The 22578-nt window shown below is 68.8% G+C and carries 21 protein-coding genes and 1 pseudogene; 11 read left to right on the plus strand and 11 right to left on the minus strand.

The annotated features are described in order from the left end of the window. Nucleotides 1-54 precede the first annotated feature (54 nt). Nucleotides 55-1101, plus strand: a complete 1047-nt coding sequence (locus KDB89_RS14000) for a zinc-binding dehydrogenase (protein ID WP_219082058.1) — start codon at nucleotides 55-57, stop codon at nucleotides 1099-1101. A gap of 28 nt (nucleotides 1102-1129) precedes the next feature. Further along, a complete protein-coding gene (locus KDB89_RS14005) occupies nucleotides 1130-1759 on the plus strand; it encodes a sugar O-acetyltransferase (protein WP_219082060.1) in 630 nt (209 codons plus the stop codon). 196 nt (nucleotides 1760-1955) lie between these two features. Here KDB89_RS14005 and KDB89_RS14010 read toward each other — a convergent pair whose 3' ends face one another. From KDB89_RS14010 to KDB89_RS14020, 3 genes are all read right to left on the minus strand, one after another. Further along, on the minus strand, nucleotides 1956-3026 hold the full coding sequence (locus tag KDB89_RS14010) for an IS30 family transposase (RefSeq protein WP_255556000.1): 1071 nt from the start codon (nucleotides 3024-3026) through the stop codon (nucleotides 1956-1958). 60 nt (nucleotides 3027-3086) lie between these two features. Beyond that, on the minus strand, nucleotides 3087-4418 hold the full coding sequence (locus tag KDB89_RS14015; protein ID WP_219082062.1) for an ISL3 family transposase: 1332 nt from the start codon (nucleotides 4416-4418) through the stop codon (nucleotides 3087-3089). Between the two features lie 107 nt (nucleotides 4419-4525). Beyond that, nucleotides 4526-4813 (minus strand): hypothetical protein, encoded by a 288-nt coding sequence (locus tag KDB89_RS14020; protein WP_219082064.1) that lies wholly within the window; start codon nucleotides 4811-4813, stop codon nucleotides 4526-4528. A gap of 108 nt (nucleotides 4814-4921) precedes the next feature. On the opposite strand from KDB89_RS14020, the pseudogene KDB89_RS14825 reads away from it, so the two are divergent. Continuing rightward, nucleotides 4922-5364, plus strand: a pseudogene (locus KDB89_RS14825) (IS30 family transposase); the annotation flags it as partial. Between the two features lie 516 nt (nucleotides 5365-5880). Here KDB89_RS14825 and KDB89_RS14025 read toward each other — a convergent pair. Next, complete coding sequence (locus KDB89_RS14025; RefSeq protein WP_219082066.1) at nucleotides 5881-6897, minus strand: lactonase family protein; 1017 nt, start codon at nucleotides 6895-6897, stop codon at nucleotides 5881-5883. A 130-nt stretch (nucleotides 6898-7027) separates the two neighbouring features. Here KDB89_RS14025 and KDB89_RS14030 point away from each other — a divergent pair, with 130 nt between their 5' ends. Then, on the plus strand, nucleotides 7028-7924 hold the full coding sequence (locus KDB89_RS14030) for a TIGR01777 family oxidoreductase (RefSeq protein WP_219082068.1): 897 nt from the start codon (nucleotides 7028-7030) through the stop codon (nucleotides 7922-7924). 1 nt (nucleotide 7925) lies between these two features. Here KDB89_RS14030 and KDB89_RS14035 read toward each other — a convergent pair whose 3' ends face one another. Further along, on the minus strand, nucleotides 7926-8825 hold the full coding sequence (locus tag KDB89_RS14035) for a rhomboid family intramembrane serine protease (protein WP_255556001.1): 900 nt from the start codon (nucleotides 8823-8825) through the stop codon (nucleotides 7926-7928). Nucleotides 8826-8868: 43 nt separating this feature from the next. After that, nucleotides 8869-9051 carry a DUF6767 domain-containing protein gene (locus KDB89_RS14040; protein WP_219082070.1) on the minus strand — a complete coding sequence of 61 codons (183 nt, stop codon included), beginning with the start codon at nucleotides 9049-9051 and terminating at the stop codon, nucleotides 8869-8871. 98 nt (nucleotides 9052-9149) lie between these two features. Here KDB89_RS14040 and KDB89_RS14045 point away from each other — a divergent pair, with 98 nt between their 5' ends. Both KDB89_RS14045 and KDB89_RS14050 read left to right on the plus strand, forming a co-directional pair. Further along, nucleotides 9150-10367: a YibE/F family protein gene (locus KDB89_RS14045; protein WP_219082071.1), complete on the plus strand. Its 1218-nt coding sequence runs from the start codon at nucleotides 9150-9152 to the stop codon at nucleotides 10365-10367. A 227-nt stretch (nucleotides 10368-10594) separates the two neighbouring features. Further along, nucleotides 10595-11599, plus strand: coding sequence for a zinc-binding alcohol dehydrogenase family protein (locus KDB89_RS14050; RefSeq protein WP_219082073.1), 1005 nt, complete (start codon nucleotides 10595-10597; stop codon nucleotides 11597-11599). Between the two features lie 581 nt (nucleotides 11600-12180). On the opposite strand, the gene KDB89_RS14055 is transcribed toward KDB89_RS14050, so the two are convergent. From KDB89_RS14055 to KDB89_RS14065, 3 genes are read right to left on the minus strand one after another with little or no spacing between them, the layout of a single operon-like run. Further along, entirely contained in the window at nucleotides 12181-12756 is a 576-nt protein-coding gene (locus KDB89_RS14055) for a NifU family protein (RefSeq protein ID WP_219082074.1), read from the minus strand. Beyond that, complete coding sequence (gene feoB, locus KDB89_RS14060) at nucleotides 12756-14621, minus strand: ferrous iron transporter B (protein ID WP_219084342.1); 1866 nt, start codon at nucleotides 14619-14621, stop codon at nucleotides 12756-12758. Before feoB ends, KDB89_RS14055 begins: the two co-directional genes overlap by 1 nt. A 59-nt stretch (nucleotides 14622-14680) precedes the next feature. Then, nucleotides 14681-14974 (minus strand): FeoA family protein, encoded by a 294-nt coding sequence (locus KDB89_RS14065; RefSeq protein WP_219082076.1) that lies wholly within the window; start codon nucleotides 14972-14974, stop codon nucleotides 14681-14683. Between the two features lie 338 nt (nucleotides 14975-15312). Here KDB89_RS14065 and KDB89_RS14070 point away from each other — a divergent pair, with 338 nt between their 5' ends. The 4 genes from KDB89_RS14070 (at nucleotide 15313) to KDB89_RS14085 (ending at nucleotide 18589) form a co-directional block, all read left to right on the plus strand. Beyond that, the gene (locus KDB89_RS14070; protein ID WP_255556005.1) at nucleotides 15313-16284 is read left to right on the plus strand and encodes a cation diffusion facilitator family transporter; all 972 of its coding nucleotides are present in this window, start codon (nucleotides 15313-15315) and stop codon (nucleotides 16282-16284) included. A gap of 189 nt (nucleotides 16285-16473) precedes the next feature. Beyond that, nucleotides 16474-17217 carry an SIR2 family NAD-dependent protein deacylase gene (locus KDB89_RS14075; RefSeq protein ID WP_219082078.1) on the plus strand — a complete coding sequence of 248 codons (744 nt, stop codon included), beginning with the start codon at nucleotides 16474-16476 and terminating at the stop codon, nucleotides 17215-17217. A 94-nt stretch (nucleotides 17218-17311) separates the two neighbouring features. Continuing rightward, nucleotides 17312-17644: an MGMT family protein gene (locus tag KDB89_RS14080; RefSeq protein ID WP_255556006.1), complete on the plus strand. Its 333-nt coding sequence runs from the start codon at nucleotides 17312-17314 to the stop codon at nucleotides 17642-17644. Nucleotides 17645-17737: 93 nt separating this feature from the next. Continuing rightward, nucleotides 17738-18589 (plus strand): endonuclease domain-containing protein, encoded by an 852-nt coding sequence (locus KDB89_RS14085; protein WP_219082080.1) that lies wholly within the window; start codon nucleotides 17738-17740, stop codon nucleotides 18587-18589. A gap of 179 nt (nucleotides 18590-18768) precedes the next feature. Here the strand turns inward: KDB89_RS14085 and xylA are convergent, their stop codons facing one another. Then, nucleotides 18769-19944, minus strand: a complete 1176-nt coding sequence (gene xylA, locus KDB89_RS14090) for a xylose isomerase (RefSeq protein ID WP_219082082.1) — start codon at nucleotides 19942-19944, stop codon at nucleotides 18769-18771. An 89-nt stretch (nucleotides 19945-20033) separates the two neighbouring features. Here xylA and KDB89_RS14095 point away from each other — a divergent pair, with 89 nt between their 5' ends. After that, a complete protein-coding gene (locus KDB89_RS14095) occupies nucleotides 20034-21281 on the plus strand; it encodes an ROK family protein (protein ID WP_219082084.1) in 1248 nt (415 codons plus the stop codon). Nucleotides 21282-21425: 144 nt separating this feature from the next. On the opposite strand, the gene KDB89_RS14100 is transcribed toward KDB89_RS14095, so the two are convergent. After that, entirely contained in the window at nucleotides 21426-22559 is a 1134-nt protein-coding gene (locus KDB89_RS14100) for a zinc-binding dehydrogenase (protein ID WP_219082086.1), read from the minus strand. Nucleotides 22560-22578 lie beyond the last annotated feature (19 nt).

Genomic DNA, 22578 nt, shown 5'->3' on the forward strand with positions numbered 1-22578 from the left:
GAGGAGGCGCCCCGGCGCCGACGAAACGGCTCACCCACCCTTAAGGAGACACACATGAAGGCAACACTGTTCAACGAGGACGGCACCATCTCGCTCGGCGAGCGCCCCGACCCCACCCTCCACGAACCCACCGACGCGCTGGTCCGCGTCGTCCGCGGCTGCGTCTGCGGGTCCGACCTCTGGTACTACCGCGGCATCAACAAGCACCGGGCCGGCAGCATCGGGCACGAGTTCATCGGCGTCGTCGAGGCGATCGGCAGCGCGGTGACGACGCTGAAGGTCGGCGACCTGGTCATCGCCCCGTTCACGTTCAACGACGGGACCTGCCCGGCGTGCGTCGCCGGGTTCACGGCCAACTGCTTCCACGGCGGCTCGTTCGGCGACGGCATCCACGACGGCGGGCAGGGAGAGCGGGTCCGTTCCCCGTTCGCCGACGCGACGCTGGTCCCGGTCCCACGCCCCGAAGGCGGCTTCACCGACGACCTGCTTGCCTCGCTCACGGCGCTCTCCGACGTCGCCTGCACCGGCTACCACGCGGCGGTCAGCGCGGGAGTCGGCCCCGGCGACACCGTCGCGGTCGTCGGCGACGGCGCCGTCGGGCTGTCCGCGGTCCAGGCCGCGAAGCTGCTGGGCGCGAAACGGATCATCGCGCTCTCCCGTCACCCCGAGCGCCAGGCCGTCGCATGGAAGTTCGGCGCCACGGACGTCGTCGAGACCCGCGGCGACGCCGCCGTCGAGGACGTCCTGAAGCTCACCGACGGCGTGGGCGTCGACGCGGCGCTCGAGTGCGTCGGCACCGACCAGTCGATCGCCACCTGCGTCGGCATCGTGCGCGCGGGCGGCCGCATCGGCGCCGTCGGCGTCCCCACATACCAGGAGTTCCAGTACCGGACGGTGTTCTGGAAGAACGTCCGCCTCGGCGGCGGGGTCGCGCATGCCCGCCACTACATCGACCAGCTGCTCCCCCACGTGCTCGACGGCAGCATCAACCCCGGCCTGGTCTTCGACTTCGCCACCGACCTCGACCACGTCGCCGAGGCCTACTCCGCCATGGACGAGCGCCGCGCCATCAAGTCGCTGCTGGTCGTCAGCGAGCCGTGACCGCGGGCGGGCTGGCTAGCATCGACGGATGGACTACTTCACGGGCGACCCACGCAGCAACTACCAGCGCATGCTGGACGGGGACTTCTACATCGCCGACGGCGAGGAGATCCCGGCGGCGACGGCCAGGTCGTTCGAGTTGCAGAACCGCTATCTCGAGCTCTGCCGCACCGACCCGGCCGCGGCCAGGGAGCTCCTCGCCGACCTGCTCGGCAGCCTCGGCGAGGAGTCGTTCATCCGGCCGCCGCTCGCCGTCGACCTCGGCTTCAACCTCCACCTCGGCGCGCGGACGTTCATCAACTTCAACCTCGTCGCGCTCGACGTCGCGCCCATCACCATCGGCGACGACGTCCTCATCGGACCGAACGTGCAACTCCTGACGCCGGTGCACCCGCTGCAGCCGACGCCTCGCCGCGACAAGCTGGAGGCCGCGAAACCCATCACCATCGAGGACAACGTCTGGCTGGGCGGCGGCGTCATCGTCTGCCCGGGCGTGACGATCGGCGCAGGCTCGGTCGTCGGCGCGGGTGCCGTCGTCACCCGCGACATCCCGCCGAACAGCCTGGCCCTCGGCAACCCAGCGCGGGTGGTGCGGCAACTGACCGATGACGGGTTCACAGAAGTTAGCCTGCCCTTCAGTGCTTCCAGCGCCGGGTAAGCAGGGGCTGGCGATCAAGGCTGGTTCGTGGCACTCTGTCAGATTCCGAGCAAGGTCAGCCCTTAGGCCCCTTGATCACGTGACACGCGAGGACGAACAAAGCAATCGTGTACAAGATGAATGAGGTTGTGCCAATCAAAATTCCCAGCTGAATCTTACTTGCGAGGAGTATAGCGTAGCCATCTACACGGCGGTGTCAACTCGTCGAAGCAACATCGGCTGCGAGGAGGGCCTCGAACTTCTCCCTCGGGGTGTAGAACCCCAGTGATGCTCGGGGGCGGTCGTTGAGCTCATCGGCGATCGCGTCGAGGTAGGCCTGGTTGCTGGTGATGTAGGTGCCCTTGGGTAGGTACTCCCGGATCAGTCCGTTGGTGTTTTCGTTGGTGCCTCGTTCCCATGGCGAGCGGGAATGGGCGAAGTAGACCGGCAGGTTCACGGCAGCGGTCAACCGGGCATGTTCGGCCATCTCGGATCCTTGGTCCCAGGTCAGCGAGGTCCGCAGTACCTCGGGGAAGGGCCACATTCGCTCGGCCAGGGTGTCGGCCACCGCGACGGCTTTCTTCCCCTCGGGGAGGCCGCAGATGATAGTGAAACGGGTGACTCGTTCCACCAGCGTGGCTGCTGCTGATTTGCCGTGGGCCCCGATGATCAGGTCTCCCTCCCATGCACCGGGGATCCTTCGTTCGGTGACGTCGGCGGGCCGGTCATCGATCGAGACCATCGCGACGATCGGGGCCCGGCGCCCGTCTTTTGAGCGTGGTTCACGGCTGGTGCGCTTGGATCTGAGCATCACCGAGTGGCGGGCCAGCTCGCCCTTGGGGAGGGCGTAGATGAACCGGTAGATCGCTTCGTGGGAGACCTGCGCACCATCAGCGGGTGTGGAGTGGACCATGGTCTCCACAGTGGGGTCACAGGCCTCCAGACGCAACCGTCCCGCGATCTGGCGTGGCGTTCGGGAGCGTTTCAGGTCGCCCAGCACGCGGGCCCGCAGTACCGGGTCGGCATCGATCTTGCGGGTCTGGGGTCGTCGGCGGCGGCGCTGGGCCTCGACGTCGGCTCTCACCACGCGGTAGCCGCAGGTCTTAGTGGAGTTACGCCGGATTTCACGGCTGATGACGGACGGGGCCCGATCGATGTGGACCGCGATCCGGCGGATGCCCCAGCCGGCCTTCAGACCGGTGGAGATCTCGGCCCTGTCGTGGGCGGTCAGTGGCCGTCGTTGCGTCACGCGGGAGAACCTCTCATTGACCTGCAGTGTTGCTTCCACGGTATGACACTGCCCACACCCTCTTTCCGTCATATCGGCTCTTCGGACCTGAGCGTGGGGTCATAGTCGTAGACCGCCGCCGATGAGGAGCATTCTGAGGCGGTAGTTATCGGGGTCGCGGAATCCTCGGGCGACGCGGCGGGCGAGTTCGATCAACCCGTTGATGGCTTCGGTTCCGCCGTTGTTGGCGCCGCCGGTGGTGAAGTAGCCCAGGAACGCGTCTCGCCACTGGTTCAGGGTCCGGCCGAGGCGGGCGATCTCCGGGATCGGACACGACGGGAACGTGGCCAGGATCTGCTCTGCGACCCGGCGCCCGTCGGCGTGGCTTGGCTGGTGGTAGACCGAGCGGAGCTGTTGGGCGCAGTGCCAGGCGACCTCGACTTCGACGTGGCGGTCATCGGCGGTGAACGCGGTCTCGAGGCGGGTCTTCTGCCCGTCGCTGAGGTGTTCCAGACCGGCGCGCAGCAGGTTCCGGATCCGATACAGCGGATCGTGTCTGCGGCCGCGGTGGCCGTGGATGTCTTGCTGGACCCGGCGGCGGACCTCATCGACCGCGGCCGTGCCAAGCTTGACCACGTGGAACGCGTCAAGCACCGCGATGGCGTCCTCCAACTGGTCGTCGATGGCGTTCTTGTAGCCGTGGAACGGGTCCAGCGTGGCGATCTCGACGCCTTCGCGGAACGTGTCGCCGCGGACCTTCAGCCACGACGTGTAGGCCTCGCCGGAACGACCCGGGACCAGATCAAGGAGCCGCGCCCGGACGCGTCCGTCCTTGTCACGGGTGAGATCAACCATGCCGGTGAACTCCTTCGGGCCGCGTCCACCCTGCTCGACAGGCCTGGTCGAGACGTGATGCCAAATGTGTTCGTCAACACCCAGCGTGGTGACACCGGCGAAGCGCGACTCATCGTCGGCGGCTGCTTCAAGGATCGGTTTGACGGCTCGCCACAGCGTCTTCCAAGCACAACCCAGCTGACGGGCAAGACCCTGAACCGAAGCGTTCTCGCGGCGCATCTGCCCGACCGCCCACGATGTCGCCCGAGCGGTGAGCAACGCTCTGGGCCGCGCCACGTCGGGGTCCTGTTCCATGAACGAGGTCACCGGACACGACGGCTCCGGACACAGCCATCGTCGTTTCCGCCACCACAACCGCACCGGCGCCGTGAAACAGGCAGCGTCGATCAACTCCACCCGCTGCCGGCCATGCGCATGCGCCACGACCCCACATGTCGGGCAACCCATCACCCCCGGCAGCCGGGACTCGACCTCAACCCGAAGCCCCGCGTCGTCGCGATGGACACCGGTCACGTGGAGCCCGGGCAACCCCAGCAGAAGGTCACAGCGCTGGCAGTAGCCGCCGCCGGCACGGCAGCAGGACGTAGGATCGGGCATCGTCGAGGTCCTTGAAGATCAGGTGGTGTGGTAACCCCGATTCTTGAGGGCCTCGACCCCCTCCCGCCCCCGACACGCCCGCCGCCGGATCCACGCTCACCCCACGCTCAGGTACGAAGAGCCGTCATATCACATGCGGCTTGAAGCTGCTTACCCAGACCCCCAGCGGTGGAGGCTGCAACAAAACCAAAGGCTATTATCGAACCGAAGAAAACTGCCACCACACCAAAGAGCCACCGGACAGCCCTCTTGCCAGCATTCTTAACATCCTTGCGTTTCACCCAGAGGGCGCCCAGTATCGACGCACAGAGAACCGTCGTTGAAACCCACCAACTCATCGCAACCTGTATCAGCACGCGAAGAGTTTCCCCCAGTTCGGTAACATTATCGATCATGACGGGAGCGTACACTAGGGCGCGATTCAGGGGAAGCAGTCCAAATAGAGAGATGAGCGAACTTTTGGCAGCCGCGGTGAAGGTAAGCGCTGGGACGATTTACTAGGCCTCTACGTCCAAGGACGCGGAGCACTACGCGACGAACTGAAGGTCGACAAGGCCCTCCGGTCAGGGCGACGGCAACGGATCCCGCAAACGAAACTCCCCGTCACAACCACCCGCCCATGGCTGATCGGCCACGAGTTGTCGAAACGACCCGCCGAAGACGCTGACCGGGCGCTGCCCGGCCACTGGGAAGGAGAACTCGTCCTGGGTGCACGTCACAAGACCGCGTTGATCACCCTGGTTGAACACACGGGCCGCTTCACCCTGATCCGTCAACTCCCCGACGATCACGGCTCCACCACAGTCACCGATCACCGCATCGACATGGCAGCCAGCATCCCCACCAACCTCCACAAGACCCTGACCTTGGATCAGAGATGGCAGAACACGCCCGATTCACCATGGCCACCAACACCAAGGTGTTCTTCTGCGACCTTCACTCGCCCTGACTGCGGGGATCGAACGAGAACACCAACGGCCTAATCCACTACTGAACAGGGGCGACTTGAAATTGGGCCGCTGAAGAGTCAGCGTCGGGCCGTGGGGCTACGTCGCGGCCTCCGACAATCCGATGCATCACACCCGAATTGCCTCCTCGTCCAACCCCCTATTAGGCGATTATGCCAACCGTGAGCTGGGAGGATCACTGCTGTTAGGACCTCGTCGAGGGTTGCCACTCGTTCCCTGACGTCAACAGGGACCTCCCAGAGCGTTCCGATTGCCGCCTCAGCCTCACCCACGGGCTGATCTGCTGCGTCAGAGCAAGGCAGGACGGCGGCAGATGCCTGACTCGCGAGAGTCCAACGGAGGTAACTACAGCCGTGTAAGACTTATCCGCAGGTGTGAACAACTGTGTGGATAAGTCCGGGGATAATCCCCAGGGGCGGTGCACAGCGCTGGTTTCTGAGCGTGGGAAGCCTGGGGACGACGCCGCCACAGGTTGTACACAGGGGGTGGACCGCTCAGACGAAGCGGACCCAGTTCGGGCCCTTGCCGGTCTCCACACGGTCGGAGAGGACCATGGTCCCGTTGTCGGCCAGGCGGTAGAGCGACGCGTGGCCGGACACCTCGCCGACGACGATCACCGTGGTGCCGTCGGGGCCGACGGTGAGGCCGCGGGGCTGAGCCTCGGTGTCGGTGAACACGACCTTGTCGCTCAGCCTGCCCTCGCCGTCGAGCTCGACGGCGGCCACCGTCGACTCGCTGCGTTCGGTGCACAGGAGCCAGCGGCCGTCGGCGGCGAGCGCGATGTCGGCGCCCCAGATGAGGTGCCCGGCCTTGGGGTCGAGGCCGAGCGCGCTGGTGCGCAGGCCGCGGGTGCCGTCGTGGACGGGGACCTCCTCGCGGCGCTCGAGCCGGCCGCCCTCCGAGCGGTCGAAGCGGATCGCCTCGCCGGTGAACTCCGTGACCACGTAGGCGTTGCGGCCGTCCGGCGCGACGACCAGGTGACGCGGGCCGATGCCAGCGGTGACGTGCACGACAGGCTCGGACAGCTCAACGAGTTCCGAATCCATGCCGATGGAGTACTGCCCGATCACGTCAGAGCCGAGCGACACGATGTAGGCGTTGTGGCCGGTCGGGTCCGCGACGGCGGCGTGCGCGTTGCGGTACTCGAGGCGGGTCGCGGGGTCGCCGATGACGCCGTCGACGACGGGATACGACGCCGCCCAGCCGCCGTGATACGACGCGACGAGCAGCGTGGCCCCGCCGACGATCGCGACATAGCCGAGCGGGTCGGGCACCTGGCGGCGGGCAAGCTCGGTCAGGGCGCCGGAGGTGCGGTCGAGGCTCATCGTCACGACGGCCGGGGAGGGCTCCTTCACCGCGACGTAGATCAGGTCACCGTCGACGGCGAACGTCGAACAGCCGACGCCGACCTCGGTGGTCGCGACCACCTCCAGCGCGTCATCGCTCACGCGGAGCGTGGAGACGTTCCCACCCTTGTCGTTGCCGACCAGCACCAGCGCATCTTCAGTCATACCGCCATCGTAGGCAGGCTTCGGCCTGCTCGCGTGACACCGACACTGGGTGCGGCGAGTGTGCGGCGGCAGTCAGATCTCGGTCGTCCCACCCCTGTCGCCGGGCACGGCCCCTGTGAGAGGCTGAATCATGTCCACCTGGCTCATCTCCGGATCCTCCGGGCTCGTCGGCACCCGCCTCGTCCAGCTGCTGCGCCACGGCGACCACACCGTCGTCCGCCTCGTGCGGCGCAGACCCAACGGCCCCGACGAGATCGCCTGGGATCCCGCCACCCACGAACTCCCCGACGGCGCGCTCGACGGCGTCGACGTCGTCGTGAACCTCTCCGGGGAGACCATCGGGGGTCGCTTCACCGACGAGCACCGGGCCGCCATCCTGCGCTCCCGCCTCGACGCGACCACCACCCTCTCCGACGCACTCGCGGCCGACCCCGGGGAGCGGACGCTCGTACAGGCCTCCGCGATCGGCTTCTACGGGCCCCGTCGGCCCGGCGAACTGCTGACGGAGGGGTCGACGCGCGGCGACGGGTTCCTCGCCGACGTCGTCGCCACCTGGGAGCGCGCCTCCCGGCACGCGACCGCCGCCGGCGTCCGCACGGTCCTGCTCCGCACCGGGATCGTGCTGAGCGGCAACGGCGGCGTGCTGCCGCAGCAGCTCCCACTGTTCCGGCTCGGCCTCGGCGGGCCGCTGACAAGGCGCGACGCGTGGCTGAGCTGGATCTCGCTCGAGGACCTGGCCCGCGCCTATGTGCACGCGGGGCTGACCGGCTCCCTGTCCGGCCGCGTGAACGCCGTCGGCCCGGAACCCGTGACGCAGGGGCTGTTCGCGAAGGCTCTCGGCGAGGCGACGCACCGGCCGTCATGGCTGCCGACCCCCGCCGTCGGCCCGATGCTGCTGCTCGGCCGCCAGGGCTACGACGAACTCGTCAACACCGACCAGCGCGTGAGCTCGGCGCGGCTGGAGGCCTCGGGCTTCGAGTTCCTCGACCGCGACGTCGCCTCGGCCCTGCGCCGGGCGCTGGCCTGACTCAGGCCAGGGCAGCGGCGCGCACGAAGGCGACAGCCACCAGCGCCACGGCGAGGAGCCCGAGCAGGAGCCACTGGTACCGTCGCCACTCCTTCGGGAGCAGCATGATGATCGCCGTGGCCGCGGTGCCCGCGACAAGGCCGCCGATGTGCCCCTGCCAGGAGACGTTGGCGAAGATGAACGAGAACGCGATGTTGATCGTCAGCCACATCAGGATCGTGCGAGGGTCTCCGCGATGCTTGATGGCGGCGATCAGGTACGCGCCGAGGATGCCGTAGATGGCGCCGGAGGCACCCAGCGTCTGCGTCCAGGGCTCGGTGAACAGCATCACGGACGCCGATCCGCCGATCAGCGCGATGAGGTAGACCGCCAGGAAGCGGGCGCGCCCGAGGATCGCCTCCAGGTTCGGGCCGAGCATGTAGAGCACGGCCATGTTGAATAGGATGTGCATCGCCTCGACGTGCGTGAATCCGGACGTGATGAGCTGCCACGGCTCGCTGGCCAGCCCGTAGCCCCACGTCATGCCGAGCGTCTCGCACACCTGCTGGTTGGTGAAGAAGGTGCCGTCGGCCATGATCTGGCACCGGTTCGCCGGCATCAGCGCGAGCGTGTTCGTCAGCGCCCGGTTCGAGACGCCGACGAGCTGGATGAGGACGAAGATCGCCGCGTTGATGCCGATCAGCACCAGCGTCGTCAGCTTGGGGTTCGTCGACCGCTCTCCGCCGTAGGGCAGCGACAGCTGACGCGTCTCCTTGTGGCCCCGGCTCACGCATTCGGGGCACTGGAAGCCGACGGCGCCCGGGACCATGCACTCCGGGCAGATGGGTCGCTCGCACCGCTGACACGTGATGCGGGTCTCGACTCCCGGGTGCCGGTAACAGGTCGGGGCGACGTCGTCCATGCCCCGCAGGATATCGAGCGGAGCCAACCAACACCGGCGGGGGTCAGTGCCTGCGCGACTCGGCCCAGGCCTCGCGGTCCTCGGGGTCGTTCATGATCAGGTAGACCAGCGGGCAGTCCTCGGGGCCGTGCACGTCGTACTGACACAGCGTGCAGGGCTCGCCGGGTCGCAGGGGACATTTCGGGTCCGGGCGGCGGCGGGTCTTCGCGGGTGCGTCGGAGGTCATTCCGGGTTCAACTGTACGCCTGTGGATCGGTGTTCCCGAGTCCGCCGGCCGCCGGTCGGGGGCGGCCCGCACAGGCGTCACCGATATAGGTTTGGCCCATGGCTCACGGACATTCCCACGGACCCGTCCCCGAGGTCGCGGTCGGCCAGCGCGCCCGCACGACGCTGATCGGATTCCTCGCGATCGTCGGCGTGATCGCGGTCGCGGCGATGATCTGGTTGTGGCCGTCGTCGACCGAGCTGTCGTCGGCGCTGCAGAAGGTGGGCGACGCGCCGGGCGTCACGTACGAGGACGCGACGATCAACTCCGTCGCGGTCGGGTGCGCCGACGCGATCGACAGCGCCGCCTGCAAGACGGCCAACGTGACCATCAACGACGGCGCCTACGCGGGCGAGACCGCCGACGTCGTGCTCAGCGGCGGCAGCGTCAACAACGGGCTGCGGCCGGGCGACATCATCGAGATCGCCCGCGTCCCCACCGGCGACGGCGAGGTGGTCTTCTCCTTCAGCGGAGTCCACCGGCTGCCGGTGCTGATCGCACTGGCCGTGATGTTCGTCGTCGCGGTGGTCGCGGTCGCGCGGCTGCGTGGCCTGCTCGCGCTGGTCGGGCTCGCGGCCGGCGCGTGGATCCTGCTGGGCTTCATGCTGCCCGCGGTCATCGTCGGCAAGCCCGGCATGGCCGTCGCGCTGGCCGGGTCAACCGTCATCATGTTCATCGTCCTCTACATCGCGCACGGGGTATCGCTGCGCACGTCGGCGGCGCTCGCCGGGACGCTGCTCGGGCTGGCGGTCATCACCGGGCTGGGCGCGATCTCGGTCGAGATGGCCCGCCTGTCGGGATTCGCCGACGAGAACGAGTACGACCTCTCCCAGCTGGCCCCCGCCATCAACTTCCAGGACCTGCTGATGGTCGGCATCATCATCGGCGGCCTCGGCGTCCTCAACGACGTGACCATCACGCAGGCCTCCGCCGCGTGGGAGCTGCGCGCCGCCGCGCCGCAGTGGACGCGCATGCAGGTCTTCACCGCGGGCATGCGGATCGGTCGCGACCACATCGCGTCGACGATCTACACCATCGTGTTCGCCTACGCCGGCTCCGCGCTGACGATCATCCTGCTGCTCTACTTCACGGCCCGCGACACCATCGCGCTGCTCGGCCAGGAGATGTTCGCCGGCGAGGTGGTCCGGACGTTCGCGTCGGCGATCGGCCTGATCCTGTCCGTGCCGCTCACGACGGGCATCGCGGCGATCACCGTCGGGCCGGCGCGCACCCCCGACGAGGAGCCGAAGCACAGCTCGGCCCCGTCGCCCGCCTGATCGCCAGACGTACCCTCCCCCATCGGTCCCGTTCAGCGACGCGGCCGCGACCCGGCCCAACGAGTCGCGATGAGCACGACACACTGCTCATCGTCGGAATTGACCGACCTGAACGGTCACATCCCAACGACAAGTGTGTCGTGCTCATCGCAGGACGGTGACGGGGCAGCTCGCCGCGCTGCTCACGACGCCTCGACAAGGCCCGGCGGCCACGGCAGGCTTGGGACATGAGTACCCACGCCGCCGTCGGTTACCGCGAGTCGCTGCCCGCCTCGGACCCCGCGTCGCTGGTCGACGCCCAGGTCCAGCGCCCTGAGGTCCGCGCCCACGACCTGCTGGTCCGGGTGGAGGCCGTCTCGGTCAACCCGATCGACACCAAGCAGCGTCTGCAGGTCACGCCCGAGGGGCTCCGCGTGCTCGGCTTCGACGCGGCGGGCACCGTCGTCGCGGTCGGCGACGAGGTGACGCTGTTCGCCCCGGGCGACGAGGTGTTCTACGCCGGCGTCACCAACCGACCGGGCAGCAACCAGCAGTTCCAGGCCGTCGACGAGCGGATCGTCGGCCGGCGGCCCCGCAACGTGTCCTTCGCCGACGCGGCGTCGCTGCCGCTGACGAGCCTGACGGCGTGGGAGTGTCTTTTCGATCGGCTCGGCCTGACGGCCGCGTCGTCGGGGCACCTGCTGGTGATCGGCGCGACGGGCGGCGTCGGGGCGGTGATGCTGCAGCTGGCCGAGGTGCTGCTTCCCGACGTGCAGGTCATCGCGACCGCCTCCGACGCCGAGCGCGGCGCCTGGGTCCGACGACTCGGCGCCGAGCACGTCGTCAACCACCGCGGCGAACTTGTCGAGCAGGTCCTGCAGGTCGCGCCGGGCGGCGTCGACTGGGTGTTCTCGTCGCACTCGCAGGGCCAGATCCCGGCGTATGTGGACCTGACCAGGGCCGGTGGCCACATCGTCGCGATCGACAACGGTCCGGCCGACGTGACGGCGCTGAAGCCGAAGTCGATCAGCTGGCACTGGGAGTCGATGTTCACCCGCGCCCTGTTCCAGACGCCGGACATGATCGAGCAGCACTTCATCCTCGACCGGCTCGCGGACCTCGTCGAGGCCGGCCAGGTGCGGCCGACGACCACTGCCGTCCTGCGCCCCATCAACGCGGCCAACCTGCGCGACGCGCACGCCCGCATTGAGTCAGGTCGCACGGCCGGCAAGCTGGTCCTCGAGGGCTGGTGAGGCCCCGCTCCCCTGAGCCTGCCTCCGGTTCCCTGAGCCGGCCCCGGTTCCCTGAGGCTGCCACCGGTTCCCTGAGCCTGTCGAAGGGCGCCGAAGCGCAGCGAGGCGAAGCACCCCGCCAGCACCTCGCGAGGTCGATGGTGGTTTCCGTCGGCCGGCCGACGGGAACCACGATCGACCACTGGCCAGCCCTGCGTACCGTCGTCCGCTCCGCAGCGTCCAGGCGCCACCCTTCTCAACCGACGCTACCCTTCGCCGCACATGCCACCGCCAGGGCGGTGGCATGTGTCGAGAGCGGTAGCGTCCGTCGGGACGGGTGGCGTCCGTGAGGAAGGGTGGCGTCTGCGCGTAAGGGTGGCGTCGGTCGGGTGGGTGGCGTCGGTCGGGAGGGTGGCGTCCATGGCCGACGAGGCGTCCACACAACGCGACGAGCCCCGACCACACGGTCGGGGCTCGTCGCGTAATGGCGCTCGTTCCGCTCGCAGGACTCTCCGCGGAGAGGAACACGGTTCTGGTCGGAAGACCGACCAGAACCGTGTTCCACGTCCGACCGACAGGCCCGTCGCGCTGGGTCGAACCGGTCAGCAGCGGCTGCGGACCCGGCTGCTGAGCGACGGCAGGCCCAGGAAGCCCTTGGCCTTCGGGTCCATCGGGATGCGCGCGACGGACTGCAACTCCGGGTACCGCGCCTTCACGGCCGACTCGATCCGGTCATGCATGGTGCTCCCGGCGGCAGGGCAGTCCTCGCAGGCTCCGCCGAAGTCGAGCGTGAGCGTGTCCTCCGTCGCCGAGATGACGCGGATGGCCCCGCCATGCGACGCGATGTACTCCCCCAGCTCGCCCTCGAGGACGTCGCGCGCGACGGTCTCCAGCACGTCGGCCGACCGCTCCTGGATCTGCCAGCCGTCGAGATCGAGCGCCGAGGCGACGGCGTCGCGGATCCGCGGGCCGTGCTCGGTCCAGCTCCTGCCGGGCGCGAGCCACGTCCACACGCCGCCGCGCTCGACGTAGACCTTCGTCAGCACCCCGTACTCCATCAGCGGCCCGAGCGTGCCGGGCGCGCGCCACACGACGCCGACGGGGAGGTCGGTGTCGGTGACCCAGCGCACGGCCTGCGGGTCGACCGGTGTGGTCTGGGGATGGATGACGCGCTTCATCACATCAACAGGCTCACGACGGTGTGCGCGGCCAACGCCGTGACCCAGGCGACGACGCTCATGTAGCCGAACGCGATGGCCGGCCACTTCCAGCCGCCCGTCTCTCGACGCATCACGCCGAGCGTCGACATGCACTGCATCGCGTAGACGAAGAACACCAGCAGGGCGGAGATCGTCGGCGGCGTGAACACCGGGGTCCCCTCGTTCGGGCCCGACGTGTACGTCATGTTCTCCAGTGCGTCGGCCGGGTCCTCCGGGTCCGCGGCGGAGGCCACCTGGCCCATCGTCGCGACGAACACCTCACGGGCGGCCAGCGAGGACAGGACGCCGATGTTGACGCGCCAGTCGAAGCCCAGCGGCTCGAAGACGGGCTCGACGGCCTTGCCGATGGCGGCGCCTGTGGAGTTGTCGATGGTGTAGGCGGCGACAGCAACCTCGTCGGAGGTGTTGACACCGGCGGCCTCCATGGCCGCATCGCTGTGCAGCGGGAAGTTCAGCAGCACCCACAGCACGACGGTCGTCAGCAGGATGATCGAGGTGACCTTCTTCAGGAACGCCTTGCAGGCCTCCCAGACGCTCAGCAGCACGGTGCGCATCCGCGGGATCCGGTACGAGGGCATCTCCATGTAGAACGGCATCGGGGTGCGGGAACGGCCGACGATCCGGCTGAAGAACCAGGCGGCGATCATGGCTGAGACGGCGCCCAGCAGGTACAGGCCGAACATGATCGTGCCTTGGGCACCGAAGGGACCCCAGCGCGGGTCGCTCGGCACGAGCATGCCGATCAGCAGGATGTACACGGGCAGACGCGCGGAGCAGGTCATGAGCGGCGCGCCCATCATGGTCGCGATGCGGTCCTTGGCCGACGGCAGCGTGCGGGTGGCCATGATGCCGGGGATGGCGCAGGCCACGGAGCTGAGCAGAGCGACGAACGCGCGACCCTCGAGCCCGGCCATCGCCATCACGCGGTCCATCAGGTACGCGGCGCGCGCCAGGTAGCCGGAGCCCTCGAGCAGCGAGATCAGCACGAACAGCAGGGCGATCTGCGGCAGGAAAACCACCACGCCGCCGACGCCGCCGAAGATCGCGTCGCCGACGAAGCTCGCGAGATACGGGTTGGAGATCGATCCCCGCACCATGTCACCGAGCGACGTCATCGCGCCCTCGAAGATCTCCTGCAGAGGCGCCGCCACGACGAAGATCGTCTGGAAGAACAGGTACATCGTCACGAAGAAGATGAGCGTGCCCCAGACGGGGTGCAGCAGCACGGCATCGAGCTTGCCGGTTCGTGAATCGGGCTGCGGGGGCGTGTAGTGCGCCGCCTTCGCGACGGACTGGGCCCATCCGACGACCTCGTCGGTGGCAGTGGGGGGCGCGACGGGGGGCGCGGTCCAGCTGTCCGGCTCACCCATGATCGCGGTCAGGGCGGCGACGCCGCGCTTCTCGCCGGCGATGACAGGCAGCACCTTCAACCCGAGCGCGCGGGACAGCGCAGCCGGGTCGAGCTTGCCGCCACGGCGCAGCAACTCGTCGACAAACGTCAAGACGATGGCGACGGGCTTCCCGGCCTGCTGGACCTGCGCCACGAGGCCGAGGCCGCGCGTCAGGTTGGTGGAGTCGAGCACAACAAGGATGCCGTCGAGGTCGTCGGCGTTCTCGACGACCTGCGCGACGATCTCCTCGTCGGGGCTGATCGGGTCGAGTGAGTAGGTGCCCGGGAGGTCCTCCACGACGACCGAGCCCTTGGCGGTCTCGACGCGGCCCTCATAGCGGGCGACCGTCACCCCCGGGTAGTTACCCGTCTTGGCGCGCAGCCCGGTCAGCGCGTTGAAGAGGGTGGTCTTTCCAGCGTTGGGGCTGCCCACCAGCGCGACGCGGGCCACCCCGTCGAGGGTAGCCGTGATCGTCGTTCCGCAGTGCTCACTCATGACGCGGCCACCTTCACCAGCTGTGCCTGCGCCTTGCGCAGGACGATTTCGGATCCGCCGACGCGGAACATGATCGGGTCGCCGAGCGGAGCGCGGCGGAGCCGGAGGACCTCGACGCCGGGCACGAAGCCCAGGTCGAAGAGCCGTCGGACGACGACGTCGTCGCCCTCGAAACCGACGACCGTCGAACCTTCGCCGACGGCGAGAGCGTCAAGGGAGCGGGTCGGTTCACCGGCAAGCTCTTCTGGTGTCGTGCATCGCCTGGCGGCGAACTGTTCCACAAGCGTCATGAAGGTAAGGTAACACTCACCAAACCTTCCTTTTCAGGGGGGGTGTCCTTTCCTCCCCTCATTGGAGAGCGGTGATCATCAGGGCTTGTCAACCCGTCATTGTGGACGATTGATTCGCCCCTCCCACGCGCGTAGTCGCTTCGGTCGTGTCGCTAACCGTGAACCCGATCCCTCGCCGGCAAGACCGCACGATGTATCGCCTTTCAGATGGTTGAATCGGCCCGCATATTGAATCGTCGTCTGGGCGTGGCGCGCGGCGACCTACGAACACCCACGTAATCGTCGATCACGCGACGGCCTATTGTGAGCGATGCTTCGGGGACAGAAAGGGTCAGCTCGTGACAGTCATCATCGCCTTCATCGCGAACGTGTTGGTCGCGGTCGCCAAGACCATCGCGGCGGCCATCACGGGGTCGGCCGCCATGGTCGCCGAGGCGGCCCACTCCTGGGCGGATGCCGGCAATGAGATCTTCCTTCTCGTGGCCGACAAGCAGGCCGAGCGACCCAAGGACCGCGCGCACCCCTTCGGCTACGGGCGCGCATCGTTCGTCTGGAGCCTCATCGCCGCCTTCGGCATCTTCACCGCCGGTGCGATCGTCTCGATCACCCACGGCGTCTCCGAGCTGCGCGACCCGCAGCCGGTCGAGAGTCCCGCCATCGCGTATGCAGTCCTCGGCATCGCGGCGATCCTCGAGGGCATCTCGTTCACGCAGGCGCTGATGGAGTCGAGACGTCTGGCGAGAATCCGCGGGCGCGGCACATTCGACTACGTGCTCGACACCTCCGACACCACGCTGCGCGCGGTGTTCTTCGAGGACGCCGCTGCGCTCGTCGGTCTTGTAATCGCGGGCGGCTCGATTCTCCTGCACCAGATCACCGGTAACGCGATGTGGGACGCCATCGGCTCCATCCTCGTCGGCGTGCTGCTCGGGATCGTCGCCCTGCTGCTGATCCAGCGCAACTTCATCTTCCTGCTCGGAACGAGCGTCCCGGCAGAGCTGCGCAACGCGGCCGGCTGGTCCATCCTGCACTCGCCCGGGGTCTCCCGCGTCACCTACCTGCACATCGAGTTCGTGGGGCCGAACCGGCTGTTCCTGGTCGCCGAGGTCGACCTCACCGGCGACGACGTGGAGCACGACGTCGCTCGCCGGCTGCGCGACATCGAGCGCAGCATCGCCCAGCATCAGCTGATCGAGGCCGTGACGCTGTCGCTCTCGGTCGACGACGAGGCGTCACTGGAGTTCACGCAGCCGACGACGAAGGCCGCGGCGCTGCTTGCCAGCTTCGACTTCCCCGCCGCGCAGGCCTGAGCCGCAAGACCCCGGGTCCCTGAGCGAGGCGGTCGGCTTGCCCCCTTCGCTGTGCTCAGGGCGTTTCGACAGGCTCAACGATCCGGGTCCCTGAGCTTGTCGAAGGGCGCCGAGCGGAGCGAGGCGGGATACGGTACCCACCGACCCCGACGGCTACCGACTTCCGCCGACGCGCGACACACTGGAGGCATGGTGAAAACGCTGGACGACGCGGAGCGCATCGTCATCCTGAGCGGCGCAGGGCTGTCGACGGCGGCCGGCATCCCCGACTTCCGCGGTCCAGAGGGTCTGTGGACCCGCGACCCGTACGCGGAGCTTGTGTCGACGCTGTCGTGGTACCTGCGCGACGAGGACGTACGCAAGGCGGCGTGGCGCCGTCGGGCCGACCCGGCCGCGTGGGCCGCCCGCCCGACGAGGGCCCACAGGGCGATCGTCGAGCTGGAGCGGCAGGGCAGGCTGCGGGCGATCGTGACGCAGAACACCGACGGGCTGCACCAGCTCGCGGGCTCGTCTCCGGAACTGGTGCACGAGGTGCACGGCTCGATGCGGACATGGCGGTGCGAGATGTGCGGCCGGACGGGGCCGATGGAGGAGATGGTGGATCGGGTCCACGCCGGCGAGAAGGACCCGCGCTGCCCGTTCTGCGGCGGAGTCACCCGGGCGACGGTGATCCTGTTCGAGGAGGTGCTCGATCCCGCCGTGCTGGAGGCGAGCGTCGCGGCGGTGGAGGACTGCGACGCGATGGTCGCGGTGGGCACGACGCTGGGCGTCTACCCCGTCGCAGGCCTGTTCCCGCTCGCGCTGGAGCACGGGGCCCTCGGGGTCATCGCGAACGCGTCGGAGACGGCCTTCGACGACGAGGCCGACGAGGTGGTCCGCGGCCGGCTCGACGACACCCTCCCCGCCCTCCTCGGCACCCCCGACGTCCAGTGACTGCCCGCTCCCCCTCCCCCGCGATGAGCACGACACACTTGTCGTCTCGGAAACCGGCCGGAAAAACGCCCGAAAGGCCGACGAGAAGGACGAAGTGCTCATCGAGGGTGCCGCGGCGACCGTCGAGGCCGTCCTCGATGTCGTGTCGCTGATTCCGCCTGGGCGGGTCGCGACGTACGGAGACATCGCCGAACTCGTGGGCACCGGGCCGCGCCGGGTGGGGACGATCATGTCCCAGGTCGGCGACCAGGTCACGTGGTGGCGGGTGACCAACGCCCGCGGCGCGCTGCCGCCGCACCTCGTCGACGAGGCGGCCCGCCGCTGGGACGCGGAGGGCACGCCCATGGCGCACGACCGCTCGCGATGTCTCCTGCGTGAGTGTCGCGCGGACCTCGAGGCCCTTGCCGAAGCCGTCGAGGGCGCCTGATCGACGACGCATCCCGACGGTCCGGCCGCGCGCATCCTGTGGACAACCGAGATTCCTGGAGTTCCAGGCACCGGAACGGCCATCACCAGAGGTATGAAGAACTACCTCCGTGCCGCCGCCGAGCGGGAACTCGTCATCAACGCCGCCCAGCGACCCGCGTGGTCGGGGGCGCTCAACTCCACCCGCTACCGCGGCGAGCTCGCCACAGTGCTGCCCGGGATCTACGCCATCGCAGATCGACGGCACGACTTCGACGTCCGCATCGCTGCGCTCCGCAGCAGCGACCACGAGTACATCGTCACCGGCAGGGCCGCGGCCAGGCTGACCTGGTGGCCCGAGATCGAGTGCGAGGTCGTCGGCGTCGCGCACCCCGTCGAGGTCGCACCCAGCGCGGGTTTCGCCTTCGAGCAGCGCAGGATCGGCGATCATCTGCAGATCCGCGTCGCGGGTCTTCGGGTCACAACGCCCGCGCTGACCGTCCTCGACCTCATCACCGAGCTCGGACCGGAGGCCGTCGACGAGGCCCTGCGGCGCCGGGCCGTCACCGTCGCCGACCTGAAGACGACGCTGGCGCTGACCCCGAAGCGTCGTGGCAACCAGCTGCGACGCCAGGTCGTCGCCGATTCACGCGACGCACCATGGTCACAGCTCGAACGCCTCGGCCACAGGCTGCTCCGGGAGGCAGGGATCCGCGGGTGGCGGACGAACCACCGTGTCGAGGTGCACGGCGCTGTCTACTACCTCGACGTCGCGTGGCCCGGGGAGAAGGTCGCCGTCGAGTTCGACGGCTTCACGCACCACGGCACGCGCGAGTCGTTCCACTACGACCGGCTCCGCGACGCACGCCTGGCAGCAGCGGGCTGGCGGGTGATCCGATTCTCGGCGGAGAACCTCGAGGCGATGCCCGAGACGGTGAGGGCGGTGCTGCGGCTCAGCCGCCGATGAGCACATCCTCCTGCTCGTCGCGGAAATCGGGCCGAAAAGGGGCGGATCCCGCGACGACAAGTGTGTCGTGCTCATCGCCCCCCCGGCAGCCGACGCGACCGACGGAGGCGCGACCCACCCGAAAGACGCACCGACGGCCGGCGGCCCGTGAGCCGCCGGCCGCCCGGATGGTGCGTCGGTCAGCCGACGAGGTGGCGCATCGCGGCCTGGTAGAGCTCGACGAAGCGGTACTCGCGGGCACCGGCGGCGTCCGCGTCGAAGGGCTCGTCAGCGGCCAGGAAGTCGGCGACGGACTCGCCGGCGGCCAGCGTCGGGACCGCGGAGTCGAAGATGCCGTTGTCGGTCATCAGCTGCTGGACGGCCGGGTCGGCGCGGAAGGCACGGGCCTTCTCCGCGAGCATCAGGTAGGTCTCCATGTTCGCCTTGGCGGAGTCCCAGATCCCCTGCATGCCCTCGGTGCGCGACGGCTTGTAGTCGAAGTGGATCGGGCCGGTGTAGCGGGAGCCCTCCGGGTCGGACGGGAAGCCGTTGACCAGCAGGTCGACGGTGAAGAACGCGCTGAGCAGGTCGCCGTGACCGAAGCACAGGTCCTGGTCGTACTTGAGGCCCTTCTGGCCGTTGAGGTCGATGTGGAAGAGCTTCTTGGCGTGCAGCGCCTGCGCGAGGCCGTGCGTGTAGTTGAGGTTGGCCATCTGCTCGTGGCCGGTCTCGGGGTTGAGGCCGACGATGTCACCGTGCTCCAGCTCGGCGATCAGGCCGAGCGCGTGGCCGATGCTCGGCAGGAAGATGTCACCGCGGGGCTCGTTCGGCTTGGGCTCGAGGCCGATCCTCAGGTCGTAGCCCTGCGACTTGATGTAGCCCGCGACGGTGTCGAGGCCCTCCTTGTAGCGGTCGAGTGCAGCGTAGAGGTCCTTGGAGGAGTCGTACTCGGCGCCCTCGCGGCCGCCCCACATCACGAAGGTGGTGGCGCCCGACTCGGCGGCGATGTCGACGGCGTTGAGGACCTTGCGCAGGCCGAAGCGGCGCACGGAGCGGTCGTTGGCGGTGAGGCCGCCGTCCTTGAAGCAGGGGTGCGAGAAGGTGTTGGTGGTCACCATCTCGATGACGAGGCCGGCCTTGGCGGCGGCGTCACGCAGCTGCGCGACACGTGCCTTCGCGACGTCGACCGGCGCGTCGAACGGGTAGACGTCGTTGTCGTGGAACGTGATGCCCCAGGCGCCGAGCTCGGCGAGCTTGTCGGAGTACTCCCAGGGGTCCAGCGCCGGGCGGGTGCTGGTGCCGAAGGGGTCGGTGCCGGTCCAGCCGACGGTCCAGAGGCCGAAGGAGAACTTGTCCTCGGGGGTGGGCTTGCGCATGTTCGCTCCTCGTTGCGGGTTAGCTGCAGATCCGGGACTACCTCGTCCCGTCTTTTGTTGTTGTCTAATACTTATACGAGTTATCGTTAATGTCAACCACATCGTGGTGGCGCCGCCACCACGACCGCGCGACGCAGGAGGACCTCATGACGCCGAACACCCAGGCCGGCATGACGCAGGCGTTCGTGCGATCCACGAACCTGGCTCTGGTCCTCGATCGCATCACCCGCGAGTCCGGCTCCGTCTCACGTGCCGACATCGCGGCGGCGCTCGGCATGACCCGCTCGACGGTGTCCCGGCTGGTCGACGACCTCGTCCTCGGGCGCCTCGTCGTCGAGGGCGAAGCCATCGGTGGCCTGCGCGGGCGCCCGGCCGTCCCCCTGTCGCTGAGCGCGGGGACGGTGGTCTCGCTCGGGCTCGAGGTCAACCTTGACCGCATCGTCGCCACGGTGGTGGACCTGTCCGGAGCGACGCTCGGCGTCGCCAAGGAGGCGATCGACGCCCTCGACCTCGGGTTTGAGGCGACCATGGCGATCGCGACGCGCCTCGCGGAGCGGCTTCTGGGCCAAGCTCCTGATGAGGCCCGGCTGGCCGGGGCCGTGCTCGCCGTGCCGGCACTCGTCGCGAAGGACGGGCGCCGCGTCGTGCGGGCGCCGAACCTCGGCTGGGACGGGCTGGACCCGTCGTCCAGGTGGGACGTCACCTTCCGGGGCGAGCCCGTGCCGCTGCGCGTGGCCAACGACGTCGACTGCTCCTCACTGACGCTCATCCAGGAGTCGCCCGACGCGTCGTTCCTCTACCTGACGGGCGAGGTCGGGATCGGCTCGGCCGTCTCGATGGACGGCCAGCTGCTGTCCGGCCGCCACGGGTGGGCCTCCGAACTCGGCCACATGTGCGTGGAGCCCGGCGGGGCGGTCTGCGGCTGCGGGGCGGACGGTTGCCTCGAGACCGTCGTCGGCAGGCCCGCCCTGCTGGCCGCGAGCCGACAGAAGGACCTCGACGCCCTGTGCATCGCGCTGGACGCAGGCGACGAGCGCGCCCTCGTGGCCATCGACGAGGCGGCGAAGGCCCTCGGCATCGCCGTCGGCGGCGCCCTGAACCTGCTCGACCTCACCACCGTGAATCTCGGCGGCCACCTCGGAGTGCTGGGCGAGTGGCTGAACCCCCTGCTGGCCGCGGAACTGGACCGTCGGGTGCTGTGGTCGACGTACTCCGAAATCGAGCTGGCGTCGGTGTCACAGGCACCGCTGCGGGCGGCGATGGGCGCCGGCCTCGCCGCGCTCGCTCACGTGCATGCCGACCCCGCCGCCTGGGTCGAGCCGCTGCTGGAGCGCTGACGCGGGTCGTCGGTGCCGCCTCGCCCGCGCCGGTCCGGTGGGGCGCGATGAGCACGACACACTTGTCGTCGCCGAAATCGGTCGTTTTCGGCCCGAAATCGCCGACGAGCAGGAGGATGTGCTCATTGCGGCCTGGGGCGTCGGTCAGAGCGACATGTCGATAACTGCGCGGCCGCGGATCTCCCCGTGGCGCAGCAACGTGTACCCCTCGGCGACATCCTCGAGTGCGAACCGTCGACTCACGATCCCGCGGTAATCGATCTGGCCCTTCGCGGCCATGTCCACCACGCGCGGCAGGTCGTGCCGGGTGCGCGCGCCATACGACCCGACGATCGACTGGGATCGGCGGACCGTCTGGTTGATCTCCACCCCGGCGGTCTGGACTCCGGCGCCCAGCCCGATCGGGACCATCCGCCCGCCGTCGCGGACCACCGTCAGCGCCGTCGTCCAGGTCTCCGGCCGGCCGAGCACCTCGAAGGCGACGTCGACGCCGCGCCCACCGGTCAGCGCGAGGACCTCCGTCCTGGCGTCCGACGTGGAGGAGTTCACCGCGGCCGTCGCCCCGAGGCGCATCGCATCGTCGAGTTTGTCGTCGGCGATGTCGATCGCGATGATCTGACTGGCGCCGAACGCTCGGGCGATCTGGATCACGTTCGATCCGACACCACCGGTGGCGACGACAGCGACCGAGTCGCCGAACCTGACGTCGCCGCCGTGGCGCACCGCCCCGTATGCCGTCATCGCTGCACAGCCGAGGATCGCGCCGGCCACCGGGTCGATCCCGTCGGGCAGCACGGTCACCGACGTCGACGGGATCACGCAGTACTGCGCCAGCCCGCCCATCGAGTACATCCAGATCGGCGACCCGTCGACGTCGAGCAGGCGCGTCGTGTCGTCGTAGAGGCGCCCACGCAGCCGGTTCATGGTGAAGAAGGGCACGCAGAGGTCGTCGCGGCCAGCGGCGCACGACTCGCAGCGTCCGCACGGCATCAGGAAGGCTCCGGCGACGCGGTCACCGACCGCCACGGTCGGCTGTCCATGGTGCGGGCCCACCTCCACGACCTCTCCGGCCACCTCATGGCCGAGCACACATGGCATCGGGAACGCGATGGCACCCCCGAGGACGTGCAGATCGGAGTGGCACATCCCGCAGGCGGAGACTCTGACGAGTACCTCCCCCTCCTTCGGGCGCGGTGTGCGGATCTCCTCGACACGCAGCCCTGCGGCGGGGTCGCGCAACACCGCGGCCTTCATCATTTCGGGGATCTCGATGGTCATCGGCGCCTCCATGCCTGGG

The sequence above is a fragment of the Tessaracoccus palaemonis genome (assembly GCF_019316905.1).
GTDB lineage: Bacteria > Actinomycetota > Actinomycetes > Propionibacteriales > Propionibacteriaceae > Arachnia > Arachnia palaemonis.